16 protein-coding genes are annotated in these 13878 nt (G+C 51.5%); 7 read left to right on the top strand and 9 right to left on the bottom strand.

Going from position 1 to position 13878, the window contains the following annotated elements:
* The first annotated feature begins 47 nt into the window (after positions 1–47).
* Positions 48–500, top strand: coding sequence for a macrodomain Ter protein MatP (gene matP, locus E1B03_RS09880; protein ID WP_016152480.1), 453 nt, complete (start codon positions 48–50; stop codon positions 498–500).
* Between the two features lie 95 nt (positions 501–595).
* Here the strand turns inward: matP and ompA are convergent, their stop codons facing one another.
* Both ompA and sulA read right to left on the bottom strand, forming a co-directional pair.
* Positions 596–1654, bottom strand: coding sequence for a porin OmpA (gene ompA / locus E1B03_RS09885; protein ID WP_103768972.1), 1059 nt, complete (start codon positions 1652–1654; stop codon positions 596–598).
* 357 nt (positions 1655–2011) lie between these two features.
* Positions 2012–2521, bottom strand: coding sequence for an SOS-induced cell division inhibitor SulA (sulA, locus tag E1B03_RS09890; protein ID WP_103768973.1), 510 nt, complete (start codon positions 2519–2521; stop codon positions 2012–2014).
* 217 nt (positions 2522–2738) lie between these two features.
* Here sulA and E1B03_RS09895 point away from each other — a divergent pair, with 217 nt between their 5' ends.
* Positions 2739–3353, top strand: a complete 615-nt coding sequence (locus tag E1B03_RS09895; protein ID WP_103768974.1) for a TfoX/Sxy family DNA transformation protein — start codon at positions 2739–2741, stop codon at positions 3351–3353.
* Here the strand turns inward: E1B03_RS09895 and yccS are convergent.
* Together yccS and E1B03_RS09905 are read right to left on the bottom strand one after the other, a co-directional pair.
* Positions 3331–5484 (bottom strand): YccS family putative transporter, encoded by a 2154-nt coding sequence (gene yccS, locus E1B03_RS09900; protein WP_133086119.1) that lies wholly within the window; start codon positions 5482–5484, stop codon positions 3331–3333. The genes E1B03_RS09895 and yccS overlap by 23 nt on opposite strands.
* Before the next feature lie 18 nt (positions 5485–5502).
* On the bottom strand, positions 5503–5949 hold the full coding sequence (locus E1B03_RS09905; RefSeq protein WP_016152485.1) for a YccF domain-containing protein: 447 nt from the start codon (positions 5947–5949) through the stop codon (positions 5503–5505).
* A gap of 125 nt (positions 5950–6074) precedes the next feature.
* Here E1B03_RS09905 and helD point away from each other — a divergent pair, with 125 nt between their 5' ends.
* A complete protein-coding gene (helD, locus tag E1B03_RS09910) occupies positions 6075–8129 on the top strand; it encodes a DNA helicase IV (RefSeq protein ID WP_133086120.1) in 2055 nt (684 codons plus the stop codon).
* Between the two features lie 32 nt (positions 8130–8161).
* On the opposite strand, the gene mgsA is transcribed toward helD, so the two are convergent.
* Together mgsA and csgI are read right to left on the bottom strand one after the other, a co-directional pair.
* On the bottom strand, positions 8162–8620 hold the full coding sequence (gene mgsA / locus E1B03_RS09915) for a methylglyoxal synthase (RefSeq protein ID WP_016152487.1): 459 nt from the start codon (positions 8618–8620) through the stop codon (positions 8162–8164).
* A 93-nt stretch (positions 8621–8713) separates the two neighbouring features.
* Positions 8714–9376, bottom strand: a complete 663-nt coding sequence (gene csgI / locus E1B03_RS09920; protein ID WP_103768976.1) for a curli synthesis inhibitor — start codon at positions 9374–9376, stop codon at positions 8714–8716.
* 172 nt (positions 9377–9548) lie between these two features.
* Between csgI and E1B03_RS09925 the strand changes: the two genes are divergently transcribed.
* Positions 9549–9962 (top strand): CoA-binding protein, encoded by a 414-nt coding sequence (locus E1B03_RS09925; RefSeq protein ID WP_003035903.1) that lies wholly within the window; start codon positions 9549–9551, stop codon positions 9960–9962.
* A 67-nt stretch (positions 9963–10029) separates the two neighbouring features.
* Here the strand turns inward: E1B03_RS09925 and hspQ are convergent, their stop codons facing one another.
* Positions 10030–10347 carry a heat shock protein HspQ gene (hspQ, locus tag E1B03_RS09930; protein ID WP_043015794.1) on the bottom strand — a complete coding sequence of 106 codons (318 nt, stop codon included), beginning with the start codon at positions 10345–10347 and terminating at the stop codon, positions 10030–10032.
* A 57-nt stretch (positions 10348–10404) separates the two neighbouring features.
* Positions 10405–11616 (bottom strand): 23S rRNA (cytosine(1962)-C(5))-methyltransferase RlmI, encoded by a 1212-nt coding sequence (gene rlmI, locus E1B03_RS09935; protein WP_103768977.1) that lies wholly within the window; start codon positions 11614–11616, stop codon positions 10405–10407.
* Positions 11617–11830: 214 nt separating this feature from the next.
* On the opposite strand from rlmI, the gene E1B03_RS09940 reads away from it, so the two are divergent.
* From E1B03_RS09940 to yccX, 3 genes are read left to right on the top strand one after another with little or no spacing between them, the layout of a single operon-like run.
* Entirely contained in the window at positions 11831–12382 is a 552-nt protein-coding gene (locus E1B03_RS09940) for a YbhB/YbcL family Raf kinase inhibitor-like protein (RefSeq protein WP_103768978.1), read from the top strand.
* Between the two features lie 13 nt (positions 12383–12395).
* Positions 12396–13184: a helix-turn-helix transcriptional regulator gene (locus E1B03_RS09945; RefSeq protein ID WP_103768979.1), complete on the top strand. Its 789-nt coding sequence runs from the start codon at positions 12396–12398 to the stop codon at positions 13182–13184.
* A 46-nt stretch (positions 13185–13230) separates the two neighbouring features.
* The gene (yccX, locus tag E1B03_RS09950; RefSeq protein WP_020996508.1) at positions 13231–13512 is read left to right on the top strand and encodes an acylphosphatase; all 282 of its coding nucleotides are present in this window, start codon (positions 13231–13233) and stop codon (positions 13510–13512) included.
* Here the strand turns inward: yccX and tusE are convergent.
* Positions 13509–13838, bottom strand: coding sequence for a sulfurtransferase TusE (gene tusE / locus E1B03_RS09955; protein WP_046275726.1), 330 nt, complete (start codon positions 13836–13838; stop codon positions 13509–13511). The two genes, yccX and tusE, sit on opposite strands and share 4 nt — an antisense overlap.
* Positions 13839–13878: the final 40 nt, after the last annotated feature.

The following is a 13878-nucleotide window of genomic DNA, read 5'->3' on the forward strand; positions in this document are numbered from 1 at the left end:
AAAAGCTGATATTCTGATAAGAGTTACACGGTAACATTGAGATCGCAATGAAATATCAACAACTTGAAAACCTTGAAAGCGGCTGGAAATGGAAGTATCTGGTGAAGAAGCATCGTGAGGGGGAATTAATCACCCGTTACGTAGAGGCCAGCGCTGCCGAAGAAGCCGTTGATTTGTTGCTAACCCTCGAAAATGAACCGGTTCGGGTCAATACCTGGATTGAAGAACACATGAACTCTGCGCTGCTAAATCGTATGAAACAAACCATACGGGCGCGGCGTAAGCGGCACTTTAACGCTGAACATCAGCATACGCGAAAGAAATCAATCGATCTGGAATTTATGGTCTGGCAGCGCTTAGCAGGACTTGCGCAGCGGCGTGGGAAAACGCTTTCTGAAACCATTGTGCAGTTGATTGAAGATGCAGAGCATAAAGAGAAGTACGCGAACAAAATGTCGACATTGAAGCAGGATTTACAGGCGTTGCTGGGGAAAGAGTAGCAATAGGATAGTTCGACGTAACGCTTCAGCGCGCTTTTGATGAAAAACAGGTGAAAAAAAACCCCGCAAAGCGGGGTTTTTTATTAGACGGTAACTTAAGCCTGAGGCTGAGTTACAACGTCTTTGATACCTTTAACTTCGATCTCAACACGACGATCCGGAGCCAGGCAGTCGATCAGTGCAGCGCGAGCTTTCACGTTGTCACAGGTGTTGCCAGTAACCGGGTTGGATTCGCCCATGCCACGTGCAGAGATTTTGTCAGAAGGAATACCTTTAGAGATCAGGTAATCAACAACGGACTGAGCACGTTTCTCGGACAGACCCTGGTTGTAAGCGTCAGAACCGATGCGGTCAGTGAAGCCCAGAACCACTACGGAACCGTCTTTCGGATCCAGGTTGCTCAGCTGGCTGTACATCTGGTCCAGAGCCTGCTGACCTTCTGGTTTCAGAGTTGCTTTGTTGAAGTTGAACAGAACGTCAGACTTCAGAGTGAAGTGCTTGGTCTGTACTTCTGGAGCCGGAGCCGGAGCAACAACTACTGGAGCTGCTTCTTCCTGCTGACCGAAACGGTAAGAAACACCAACGCTCAACAGACCGTTATCCGGACGACCACCAACGGTGTTCGCGTCACCGATGTTGTTGGTCCACTGGTATTCCAGACGGGTAGCGATTTCAGGAGTAATTGCATACTCTACGCCACCAGCGAATACTGGGGATACACCAGTGTCGTGGTCTTTGAAGCCAGTGTTGTTTTTAGCGTCTGCACGCCAAACCATACCACCCAGACGGGTATAAACGTCCAGATCGTCAGTGATTGGGTAACCCAGTTTAGCGGTCAGCTGAACGCCCTGAGCTTTGAAAGCGCCGTTGTTGTGAGTCGCGTCGGTGTAGCCTTTGTACGGCATACGACCCAACCAGTCGTAACCCATTTCAAAACCAACGTACGGGTTAACCTGATAACCACCGAACGCACCAGCACCCAGTTGGCTTTCGTGGGTAGGACCGGCGTTGTTGATCTGGTTGTTGCCAATATCATGGTACTGAGACCAGCCCATTTTAGCACCAGCGTACCAGGTGTTATCTTTCGGAGCGGCCTGCGCCACGGTAGCGAAACCAGCCAGTGCCACTGCAATTGCGATAGCTGTCTTTTTCATTTTTTGCGCCTCGTTATCATCCAAAATTCGCCATGAATATCTCCGAAGAGAGATAACACGGTTAAATCCTTCACCCGGGGACCAGTTCAATAGTTACTCTACCGATATCTGCGGCTTACGCCGAGCACCCCTGGCGATGTAAAGTCTACAACGTAGTTGAAAACTTACAAGTGTGAAGTCCGTCAGGCATATGAAAAAAAAAGGCTTGTATACACAATATTTAACATTTATAGCTGAATAAATGTACTGAGGATATCCTGAAAACCGCTTCAGACAGGCATTCAGGCGAAAAACGCATTACAGCTCAACAGCAAATTGAAACATGAAAAAAAATTCCAGGATAAATCCTAATTTTACTCAATGATACAAATTCGAGTGAATTTTTAGCCCGGAATGCTGTCTCCCCGCAAGTGTCTGTGCGCGAACAGGACGCATGATAAACCCCATCGCATTTCCTTCATCTGCTGCTTTTACCAGTTCGGCATGTTCGTCTTCGGTTAATTCTTCCGTCAGCCAACCGATGACGACGCTGTAGTTACCCGTGCGCAGCGCTCGAACCATCGATTCCAGCGTATTGCAGGGGGAGAGCTGGCTGATTTGCATGACTTTGGTCAACGGAAGCCCAGCCGATTGTACCCACTCCCGACTTAATTTTTGTTGAGGCGTCAGCCACAGCTGCCAGCGTGATTGCTGCCCTAACTGTTGCAGCAAGGGAAGCAGCAGGAGCTGCGTCATCATGGGCTGGTCCTCGCGATAGACCACTTCACTGATAAGCCCAGTGGCAGCGTTCTCTGGCGAAACGCGCGCAATGCTGCTTGATGTAGAAGAGAACGACGAAGAACGATTTGCATAGCCTGAAGTGTACATAATCAATCCAGCCCTGTGAGTTACTGTATGGATATACAGTAACCCTGCTATCAATAAAGATCAACCTTATTTTCGGAAACAGGTTCGCAATTTTTAGTCGTCGTTACGGGAAAAATAAAATTCATCTTGCCCCTTACGCATAAGTTGCCTATTTTCGTCATTAACGGATCCGCTACTGAAAATCATTTGCTTACGTTATGATTTAAAAAGGATTTTTATGAAAGAGCTTTCTTATGCAAGGATCTATAAATCGCAGGAATATCTGGCTTCTCTGGGGACAATTCACTATCGCTCGCTGTTTGGCGGATATAGTCTGACGGTTGGCGATACGGTCTTTGCCATGGTCGCCAGCGGGGAGTTATATCTTCGCGCCTGTGAGCAGAGCGCCCAGTACTGTGTAAAAAATCCCCCTGTCTGGCTGACCTTTATTAAGCGCGGCCGTCCGGTTGTACTCAATTATTACCAGGTGAACGATGCTTTGTGGCAAAACCAGCAGCAGTTGGTGTCGTTATCGCGGTATTCACTGGATGCAGCCGTTAAGGAAAAACAGAGCCGCTTTTCACAACATCGTCTTCGGGAATTACCCAACATGACGTTTCATCTGGAGAGTCTGTTAAATGAAGCAGGAATTAAAGATGAAGGGACATTTCGATCGTTGGGGGCTCAGATGTGTTGGCTGAAGCTTCGACAAAATAACCCGGCGTTGACGGTAAAAATACTCTATGCCCTCGAAGGGGCAGTCGGCGGGGTGCATGAAGCCACGCTCCCGGCGGCGCGTCGCCAGGAGCTGGTAGAGTGGGTGAGTTCCCTTACGCCGGAACCGGGGTATTAGACGGAAGGACATCAATTTGCTGCTGCAGCCGCCGGATCTCCGGGAGCAGGGCAATTAATAGTCCAACTTGCTGTACGACCAGCGGCTCTTTACTGTCCGGGCGTGGTTCAAGATGCTGAATCCGCAGTTTTAGTCCTTCCAGGGCCTGGCATACGCGCTGCTCGTCAGCAGGTTGATGGTGAAGCGCATCATCAACATAACAGACGGCATCATCCAGCAATGCCAGGACCTCCGGATTGGTCAACTGCTCGCGATGTGCGCCCAGTGCGGAAATGTAGCTGGTAAACGTATGGTTAAGACACAGCAAGCGGAACGCCGTTTCGCGCGTTTGGGCCGTGACGTCTGGTTCACTCGACATGTTTGACACCACGGAGGCCAGTTCCGCATCACGATTGTGTGCGTCACGACGGGCGATACGGTACGCCAGACGATTGTCACGACCCTGATGATATTGTTCGAGAATAGCATCAAGGTAACGGCAGTTAGCATCAGTCGCCTGTTCAATCACCCGTGGCAGATTACGAAAACGCCAGTCTGGCCAGATAAAGCTGACGGCGGCCCAGGCGATGGCGCAGCCGATCAGCGTATCTATGACACGCGGCAGCGCAACCTCAAAACCTTCGCCGAGCAGGTTAAAGCACAGTAGCACCAGCAACGTGATAAACATTGTGGCATGTGCGTACTGCACGTTGCGAAAGGCAAAAAACAGTACGCCGGTGATCACCAGAAGTATCAGTTGCCCTTCGAGAGAAGGCACAAACCACAGGATCGGTAAACCGATAGCGATTCCGACTAACGTGCCGATAATCCTGAGTGCCAGGCGATGTCGGGTGGCGTTGTAGTTTGGCTGACAGACAAACAGGCTGGTCAACAGGATCCAGTACCCGTGGTTCATACCGGTTATCTGGATAATGGCATAGCCGATGCAGAGCACCAGCGACATGCGGACAGCATGGCGAAACAGAGCGGACTCGGGTGTAAAGTTACGGCTCAGACGTAACCAGATATCACTGAATCCGTGTGGGCTATCATCGGCAAGCTGATTTTCAGACTCATTGCGCGAGAGTACCTGAGCCTGTTCGGACTCAATGGTAGCCAACTGGGCATCAATGGCCCGCAGGTTTGACAGCAAAAATCCCAGCGTGTTGAGCAGGTCGGCAGGCTCACCACTGGCACGCATACGCTCAAGTGCTGCATCTATGTGGGTGAAAACGCGTTCAAAGTGCGGATCGTGCTGGTACGGCGTGCGCAATAAAATACAACGAGACAGTTGCGCACACGCTTGCCCTTGCATCGACATCAGGCGCTGAAAGCGGAACATCACATCGCTGTGGCGGAAGTGTTCGCGCAGCGTTTGATACTGAATATGCGAGGAGCTTGCGCGTTCGTGGATATCCTGCGCCACAAAATAGTAATGCAGCGTGCGACGTGTTCCCCGTTGCCCACGGTCACCGCGCAGGCGAGTCAGTAACGACACCTTAGTCTGATTTAACGTCGCCATCAGTTGCCCATTCGCAAGGGCTAAATCATACAAAGGTGCCTGGCTTTCATCTTCTATATCGGGATCAAAAAGACGAGATTTCAATTCCAGATAGTGTGCTAACTGTTCGTAGCTACGCGCCAGATTGTCCTGCAAGGGGCGGATGGGAAACAGGAGATGTCCGGTCAGGGTTAACAGGTTATACCAAATAGCGCCAGCCAGCAGCAGGATCGGTTGCTGATACCACTGATCGTAAAGCGAAGTGCCAAGCATGGTGTAAATGGCAATCAGCAACGCGCCAAAGGCGATGGTGGCATAGCGCTGACCTAATCCTCCCAGCAGTATAAAGCCGCTGGTGGAAAGCGTTAACCCAATGGCAAACAGCCATGGCCATGGGAAGAGCAGCTCGACCGAGGCTGAGGCAATGAAAAAGCACACCAGCGTAATAATCAAATTGCGCAGGCGGCCTGCAAGACGATCGTCCAGGTCGGTAAGTGCAGCAGCAACCATGCCCAGCGTGAGTGGGATGGTCAGCTTGACGTCGCCCAGCCACCAGGGCAGTGCCGTTGTGCCGCAAAGCGCGATAAAAATCCGCACGTAGTACAGCCAGGTGCTGTTCCAGGTATAGCGTTTGAGCAGAGGACTTAACATAAAGGCCATTGGTCCTGATTATTCGAAGCGACGACGCGCATTGGCTTCACGCGCTGCGCGAGCAACTTCTACTGATACTACCCGGCGACCAACCGGCCACAGGGCAATGGCTGCGATTTTGAAATTCGCAATGCCAACCGGGATACCAATAATCGTAATGCACTGGGCAATGCCGGAGACAATGTGCATCAGGCACAACCACCAGCCGAAGAAAATCAGCCAGAAAATATTGAGCACGGTGCCACCAGTATTCAACAGGACGTTTTTACCTGCCGGATTAAGCTCATCAACATGAATTGCTTCGTTACCATAAGGAAACAGCGAGAGCCGGGTTATCTCCCAGCATGAGCGGGTCAGGGGGAGAGTAAAAATAAGCACAATACTGACCAGCGTAGCCAGCAGCCAGGCTAAGGTGGTGGCGAATCCCCCGAGCACAAAATTTAAAATATTCAGAACAGTACGCATAAACCCTCGGTTAACTCTGGTTTTCTGTGAATTCGGCAATTGTAACGTTTTTTTGGGCTGGAGCACGTTTTCTCTGGCGGTTACACTGATAAGCAAACCTCTTCGTGTGGATCCGCTTGAGTCTTATGGAACTGAAAGCAACTTCTCTTGGAAAACGTCTGGCACAACACCCTTACGATCGGGCCGTTATTCTTAATGCCGGGATTAAAGTTTCCGGCGATCGTCACGAGTATCTTATTCCGTTCAATCAGTTACTGGCTATTCATTGTAAACGCGGGCTGGTTTGGGGCGAGCTGGAGTTTGTGCTCCCGGATGATAAGGTGGTGCGGCTTCACGGCACGGAGTGGGCGGAAACCCAGCGCTTCCATCATCATTTGAATTCGCTCTGGCAGCAGTGGAGTCAGGAAATGAGCGACGTTGCTGCGGGAGTTTTACAACAGCAACTCGAGGCGATTGCGGCGCGCACCAGTGAAAATAAATGGCTGACGCGCGAGCAGACGTCAGGGCTGCAACAGCAGATTCGCCGTGCTTTTGCCGCATTGCCGCTCCCGCTCAATCGGCTGGAAGAATTTGACAATTGCCGTGAAGCGTTACGCCAATGCCAGGCATGGTTGAAGGACATTGAAGCTTGTCGCTTACAGCACAACCAGGCGTACACCGATGCCATGCTGGAAGAGCATGCCGAGTTTTTCCAACACATTGAATCCTCACCGCTGAATCCGGCCCAGGCGCGGGCGGTGGTGAATGGTGAACAATCATTATTGGTTCTTGCGGGGGCCGGAAGCGGCAAAACATCCGTCCTGGTCGCCCGTGCGGGCTGGCTACTTGCGCGAGGGGAAGCGGCAGCTGAACAAATCCTGCTGCTGGCGTTTGGTCGTAAAGCAGCCCAGGAGATGGACGATCGTATCCGTGAACGTTTGCATACGGAAGAGATAACCGCACGTACGTTTCATTCACTGGCGTTACACATCATCTCGCAGGGGAGCAAAAAAGTCCCGACGGTGAGCAAGCTGGAAAATGATGCCGCCGCCCGTAGCAAACTTTTTATAGCGACCTGGCGCCAGCAGTGCAGCGAGAAGAAGGCACAGGCCAAAGGCTGGCGACAATGGTTAGAAGAAGAGATGCAGTGGTCTGTACCTGAAGGTAACTTCTGGGATGACGAAAAATTACAGCGGCGGCTGGCCTCCCGGCTGGATCGTTGGGTGAGTCTGATGCGGATGCATGGCGGAGCGCAGGCGGAGATGATCGCCAATGCTCCGGAGGAGATCCGCGATCTGTTCAGTAAACGCATCAAGCTGATGTCACCACTGCTCAAGGCCTGGAAGGGTGCTCTGAAAGATGAGAATGCCGTCGATTTTTCCGGGTTGATCCATCAGGCTATTGTCATACTGGAAAAAGGCCGGTTTATCAGTCCGTGGAAGCACATTCTGGTCGATGAATTTCAGGATATTTCTCCTCAGCGTGCCGCATTGTTAGCCGCACTGCGTCAACAAAACTCTCAGACTACGCTGTTTGCCGTGGGCGATGACTGGCAGGCAATTTATCGGTTCAGCGGGGCGCAGCTTTCGTTGACTACCGCATTCCAGCAAAACTTCGGGGAGGGCGACCGTTGTCATCTTGATACGACTTACCGTTTTAATAGCCGTATTGGCGAAGTCGCAAACCAGTTTATTCAGCAAAACCCTCACCAGCTTACGAAACCGCTCAACAGTCTGATGATTGGCGATAAAAAAGCCGTCACGTTGCTTGACGAAAGCCAGTTGGATCTGCTGCTGGATAAGCTGTCTGGGTTTGTGAAAGCAGACGAGAGAATTCTGGTGCTGGCGCGATACCATCATCTGAAACCGGCCAGTCTGGAGAAAGCCGCTACCCGTTGGCCCAAGCTACAGCTGGAGTTCATGACTATCCATGCCAGTAAAGGACAGCAGGCGGATTACGTTATTGTTGTGGGGCTTCATAAGGGGAATGACGGTTTTCCAGCCCCGGCCCGCGAGTCGATTATGGAAGAGGCGTTGCTCCCGGCGGTGGAAGATTTTCCGGATGCCGAAGAGAGACGCTTGCTGTATGTGGCGCTAACGCGTGCGCGGCATCGGGTATGGTTGCTATTTAATAAAGAAACACCCTCGTGCTTTGTTGATGATCTCAAGCAACTGGATGTTCCGGTTGCCCGAAAACCCTGAAAAGCAGGCGGCCGTTGCCGCCTGGCTGGCGTTTATTTAAGGCGTTCTGCCAGATAGCGGGCGTAATCCGGGATCAGGATGTCCGTTGCATCGTTGAAGTTTGGCGACTGGATAATAAAATCGGCGGTCGAGACGTTCGTGGCAACCGGAATGTTCCATACCGTCGCCAGCCGCAGCAGGGCTTTAACATCCGGATCGTGAGGTACGGCGTTAAGCGGATCCCAGAAGAAGATCAGCACATCAATTTTCCCTTCTGAAATCAGCGCGCCTACCTGCTGGTCACCCCCCATCGGGCCGCTCAGCATGGCGTTGACGTCCATTCCTGTCGCGCGTTGGATCAAGTTTCCTGTCGTGCCTGTGGCGTAAAGAACGTGCTTTTCCAGCAACGGCTGGTGGCGTTCCACCCAGCTCATCAGCATCTTTTTACAGTGATCGTGTGCAACCAACGCAATATGTTTACGCGCTGGCAATGTGCGAGTCGTTAATTCCATAGTACAGCTCCCAAGTTAACCTGGTTACAGAGTACTGGAAGCACTTGACGCTGCAAGAGAAAGACAAAAAAAATGCGTAGGCGAACATAAATGTCATGAAGGGGGCTGTTTCTGCGCCCATTGCAAAAAGTTACTTCGTGTTTGCGCGTCGGCCTGCTGGTACCAATATTTTAAACGCTGCTCGGTCAGCGTTTGCGACTGAGGCGGCACGCGATCCAGTTCAGATACCCCGGAAAGCAGCGTACTGTCATCGGCCATCATCGTAGCAAACTGCGGCAATGATGCATGCTTAGCCGCTTTGTTATAGCGTTCCGTTTCCATTTCATAATCCACAATTTTCGCCGTGGACGTGATTGACAAAATATCCAGCTTGACGGGAATCGGCATGGAGTCTCCATCCAGCAGTTCCACGCGTGGAGCGTCATCGAAATGCGTTGCGTCCCGCTCATTGTTCAGACGTGGGAGATGGAAATTAACCTGGCTGACGAGTTGAGTATCAAAGCTGATGACCAACGGGGGGGAAATATACAGACGTTCTTCGTGGCCGGACAAGCGAATGGTTTTTTCTACACGAAACACGAGCTGGTGCCGACCGTTTTCCAGCTCAATACTGTCGGCACCACGCAGTAATGAGCTGGAGACTTTTTTTCCGTCCAGCACCAGAAGGTCAATATCATTAGACAGACGTAAAGAGGTAGCAAAAACGGTTACCGGCAAACACAGGGCAATTAACGTTGTCACAATGCCGGCTTTCATAGGTTTCTCCTGTCCTGAAAATATCTGCATAAGATGTATCTAAATTTTTCGACAATCACGTTTACTAACATATAGACATATTTTTGAGTTTAGCTCTCATGCGCCAGTATGGGATGAATGGTTGCATGCTCAGGTTTGTCGTACACTTTGCTAAACAGCCTGGAGGAAAACGATGAAAGAGACCGATATTGCTGGCATTTTGACAACTACCCGTACGATTGCCCTGGTAGGCGCAAGCGATAAACCTGACCGCCCAAGCTATCGGGTGATGAAATATTTACTCGATCAGGGCTACCACGTTATCCCTGTTTCACCGAAGGTTGCCGGGAAAACGCTGCTCGGACAGCAAGGCTATGCAACGCTGGCGGACGTGCCTGAGAAAGTGGATATGGTCGATGTCTTTCGTAATTCAGAAGCGGCGTGGGGCGTTGCTCAGGAGGCTATCGCCATCGGTGCGAAGACGCTATGGATGCAGCTTGGCGTTATTAACGAGCAGGCGGCCGTGCTGGCGCGTGATGCTGGGCTGACGGTGGTGATGGATCGCTGCCCGGCGATTGAGATCCCACGACTGGGGCTGGCGAAGTAAAATTGGTCTGTAGCCGGACAAAACGCACAGGCCCGAGAAGCGAAGCAACATCGGGCCTGTGTTAGCATCAATTACGCAGGCGCGGAGCCTGAAGCTGTTTACGGATTGTTCGCGCCAGTTCATCCATTGACGGTTGCTCCGGATGTTCTTCCTGTAGCTCGCTACTCAGCTGTGCTTCGGCCAGATACGTATGCACCGGCAGACCATTATCGTCTTCCATCACCACGTGATACCAGGGAGCAGCGCGAAGTTCGTCGTTAACCGCCAGTTCATCAGCCGACGGCTCATCAAGCGAATATTCCGGGTCGATATCCACGACCACTCCGAGGTAACCTAACAGGGAATGGCGGACCTGCTGGCCGATACCGAATTTGCTGGCAATCATAGTCACCTCCCGGGAAATAGATACCCTCTATGTAAGGGTAATATTCCACTTTTCAAGTTACATGATGCGACAGGCAAACCCTTTCAGATACAGCCCTTCCGGGTAGGTAGCGATCACCGGGTGATCGGCGGCCTGACGGAACTGCTCTATAAATTGTACATCACGACCAGCATCTATTGCGGCATCAGCGATGATTTTCTGAAATAAATCGGTGGTCATAAGTCCGGAGCAGGAGAAAGTCAGCAGTACGCCGCCCGGGTTGAGTAACTGAATAGCCAGCATATTGATGTCCTTATAGCCGCGGCAGGCGCCCATCAACTGGCTCTTGTTTTCGACAAATTTCGGCGGATCCATCACGATGACATCAAATTTCTCACCGCGATCGCGATAGGCGCGCAGCAGTTTGAACACATCATCACGCACGAATTCGGCTTTGCTCAGATCCAGCTTGTTCAACTCGACGTTCTGGCGGGCAATATCGAGCGCTTCCTGGGAGGTGTCGACGCTGACCACCTGACGGCATCCGCCCATTAATGCTGAGACCGCAAAGCCACCGGTATAAGAGAAGCAGTTCAGCACACGCTGGTTTTCCACATAACGGCGCGTGGCCAGGCGGCTGTCGCGTTGATCGAGGTAATAGCCAGTTTTGTGACCATGCTGAATATCAACCAGCAGCTTCATGCCATGCTCTTCGATAGGCAGCAGAGCAGGCGGCAGTTCACCCGTTACTGGCCCCTGGGTCAGTTCCATACCTTCTTTTTTACGCACGGCCACATCGCTTCGGTCATAAATCGCGCAGTCCGGGAAAACAATTTGCAGAGCGCTAATCAGCGCGGCGCGTTGGTATTCAGCCCCCGCACTGAGCAATTGCAACACCAGGAAGTTACCGAAGCGGTCAATAGTGACGCCCGGTAGACCATCGGATTCTCCGGCGATCAGACGGTAGCTGTCCAGACCGTCCTTTTTCGCCAGCCAGTCGCGCCATGTTTGCGCCTGCTGCAAACGACGGGTGAAGAAATCAATATCGATGGATTCAGACTTGTCGAAGGTCCAGACACGTGCACGGATCTGCGACGCAGGTGAGAAAGCGCCGCGCGCTAACCATTTACCCTGATGGTCAACAATATCAATAGTTTCACCGAGGTTGGCTTTACCTTCCATACGGGCGACAGCACCGGAAAATACCCATGGATGGCGGCGAAGTAAGGATTTTTCGCGCCCCTTGGCTAACACTAAACGAGGATAATGTGGAATTGTAGATTCAGTCATGCGGAGCAACCTCTCACAAACAGTGACGCGGGCTGGAGTAAAGTACCAACCTGAAACCATTAAAATAAAATGGCGCGTAGAGTAGCACAGATGATGAGGTCAATCATCAGCGTATGGCGCTGAGCGTTTCGGCACAAAACGCTATCACAGAGGCACAGTTTCTTTTATTCCCAGCGTTTACATTGCTATTTCTTAATGAGAAAAAGGAAATACAATGAAAGCTATCTACTCTCTGGCTACCGCCGCCATTGTCGCGTTGAGTTTTGATGCCTCTGCCGCCTCAACGTTTCGCCTCTCCAGCACCGACATACCCGCTAACCTGCAGTTAACGCAAAAACAGGTATTTAAAGGATTTGGCTGCAGTGGCGACAATATCTCCCCGCAGCTGAGCTGGCAAAATCCGCCAGCTGATGCCAAAAGTTTTGCCATTACGCTGTTTGATCCTGATGCGCCAACGGGAAGTGGCTGGTGGCACTGGACTGTCGTAAATATTCCTGCTCAGGTCCACTCTCTTCCTGGCGGGGCCAGCATGGACAAGTTCCCCGCTGGAGCAGTTCAGGGACGCAATGATTTCGGGTATGCTGGATTTGGTGGCGCCTGTCCACCACCGGGCGATAAACCTCATCGCTATCAGTTTACCGTGTGGGCGTTAAATACCGACGCGTTGCCAATTGACAGTAACGCCAGCGGCGCGTTGGTCGGTTTTATGCTGAACAGCCACGTGATTGCCAAAGCTGAATTAACCGCCACTTACGCAAGAAAATAAAGAGGATACTCTGGTGCAGGATGTACATTTTCGCCATAACAACCTTACCACCGCTGAGGTGCGTTCCGGCCATTTGCATCGCTTGCACCGGGTTAAACTGTTTTCTGCTGCTATTTGCCATATTACGCAGGGAAGTAAGGTCATTATTCAGGATGAAAATCGTCTGGTTGCAGGGCCGGGTGAGCTGATTATCATCCCGGCGAATACGCCTCTGGAGATAATTAATCAGCCGGAGCAGGGAGCATTTCGCTCGGATTTGCTGTTGCTGTCGACGCACATTATTACCGCGTTTAAAAATAACTGGGTCGAGGATTTCCCTCCGGCAAAACTGACATCGCTATGCACGCCCATGAGCAACGGGCTGGCATTTATGTGGGAAAGCCTGCTGAATGCAGTACGCCAGGACTTACCTGCAAAATTGCAGGAGCATCAGGCGATGGGATTATTGTTGGCGCTACTGCATGATGGCGTAGCAGGGCCTCTGCTTATTGAGCGACGGTTTAATCTTACTGAACAGGTGCGACAACTTATTATGTTATCCCCTGCTAAGCTATGGACAGCTCAGGAGATTGCTGGTCATCTATCCATCGGTACCTCAACGCTGCGCAGACGCTTACAGATGGAATCGCAGAGTTACCGGCAAATCGTCGAAGAGGTGCGCATGTCCTGTGCGCTCTCTCAGTTGCAGTCGACCACGCTGCCGATTGGCGAAATTGCGTTACGCTGTGGCTATTTGTCAGGTTCTCGATTTACCGCAAGATTTCGCCAACATTACGGATGCCTGCCGAAACAGGTGCGCTGAGGCCTCGGTAACTGTTCCTTCATTTATGTTGATAAGGAGAACCGCAATGTCGAAAGTCTGCATCATCGCCTGGGTCTATGGCCGGGTTCAGGGGGTGGGATTTCGCTACACTACCCAGCATGAAGCACAACGGCTGGGGTTGACAGGCTACGCGAAGAATATGGATGACGGCAGCGTAGAGGTTGTCGCCTGCGGTGAAAGCGACCGGGTTGAACAACTGATGAAGTGGTTGAAAGCAGGGGGACCGAGCAGCGCCAGGGTTGATCGGGTTCTTAGCGAACCGCACCGCCCTGGCGATGAGCTAAAGGGATTTAGTATCCGCTATTAAATACATTTCACCGGTTTCGGCAGGCCAGCAATTTTCGTTGCCTGCTTAGCCGGACCTTTCGGAAACAGGCGGTAGAGATAACGGCTGTTGCCTTTCTCTTCGCCAAACTTGTTGGCCATCGCCTTTACCAGCATGCGGATAGCAGGGGAGGTATTAAACTCGAGATAAAACTCGCGTACGAAACGCACCACTTCCCAGTGTTCGGGGGAGAGGACGATCCCTTCGTTTTCGGCGATTTTCTCCGCCAGCGGTTCGCTCCACAGCGTGGTATCTTTCAGATAGCCTTCGCTATCGGTTTCAATTTCATGGCCTGCAAAAATGAACATAGTGCTCTGTCGATAAAGTAAAAAACCGCCCCTAGTTTAG

This window comes from Citrobacter arsenatis (assembly GCF_004353845.1).
Lineage (GTDB): Bacteria > Pseudomonadota > Gammaproteobacteria > Enterobacterales > Enterobacteriaceae > Citrobacter > Citrobacter arsenatis.

What these genes read in the sequence shown, in the direction of transcription:
- tusE (WP_046275726.1), bottom strand. Translation starts at nt 13,838, where the DNA reads ATGTTCATTTTTGCAGGCCATGAAATTGAAACCGATAGCGAAGGCTAT.
- E1B03_RS09905 (WP_016152485.1), bottom strand. Translation starts at nt 5,949, where the DNA reads ATGCGTACTGTTCTGAATATTTTAAATTTTGTGCTCGGGGGATTCGCC.
- E1B03_RS09940 (WP_103768978.1), top strand. Translation starts at nt 11,831, where the DNA reads ATGAAAGCTATCTACTCTCTGGCTACCGCCGCCATTGTCGCGTTGAGT.
- E1B03_RS09925 (WP_003035903.1), top strand. Translation starts at nt 9,549, where the DNA reads ATGAAAGAGACCGATATTGCTGGCATTTTGACAACTACCCGTACGATT.
- sulA (WP_103768973.1), bottom strand. Translation starts at nt 2,521, where the DNA reads ATGTACACTTCAGGCTATGCAAATCGTTCTTCGTCGTTCTCTTCTACA.
- rlmI (WP_103768977.1), bottom strand. Translation starts at nt 11,616, where the DNA reads ATGACTGAATCTACAATTCCACATTATCCTCGTTTAGTGTTAGCCAAG.
- helD (WP_133086120.1), top strand. Translation starts at nt 6,075, where the DNA reads ATGGAACTGAAAGCAACTTCTCTTGGAAAACGTCTGGCACAACACCCT.
- mgsA (WP_016152487.1), bottom strand. Translation starts at nt 8,620, where the DNA reads ATGGAATTAACGACTCGCACATTGCCAGCGCGTAAACATATTGCGTTG.
- yccS (WP_133086119.1), bottom strand. Translation starts at nt 5,484, where the DNA reads ATGTTAAGTCCTCTGCTCAAACGCTATACCTGGAACAGCACCTGGCTG.
- csgI (WP_103768976.1), bottom strand. Translation starts at nt 9,376, where the DNA reads ATGAAAGCCGGCATTGTGACAACGTTAATTGCCCTGTGTTTGCCGGTA.
- matP (WP_016152480.1), top strand. Translation starts at nt 48, where the DNA reads ATGAAATATCAACAACTTGAAAACCTTGAAAGCGGCTGGAAATGGAAG.
- yccX (WP_020996508.1), top strand. Translation starts at nt 13,231, where the DNA reads ATGTCGAAAGTCTGCATCATCGCCTGGGTCTATGGCCGGGTTCAGGGG.
- ompA (WP_103768972.1), bottom strand. Translation starts at nt 1,654, where the DNA reads ATGAAAAAGACAGCTATCGCAATTGCAGTGGCACTGGCTGGTTTCGCT.
- hspQ (WP_043015794.1), bottom strand. Translation starts at nt 10,347, where the DNA reads ATGATTGCCAGCAAATTCGGTATCGGCCAGCAGGTCCGCCATTCCCTG.
- E1B03_RS09895 (WP_103768974.1), top strand. Translation starts at nt 2,739, where the DNA reads ATGAAAGAGCTTTCTTATGCAAGGATCTATAAATCGCAGGAATATCTG.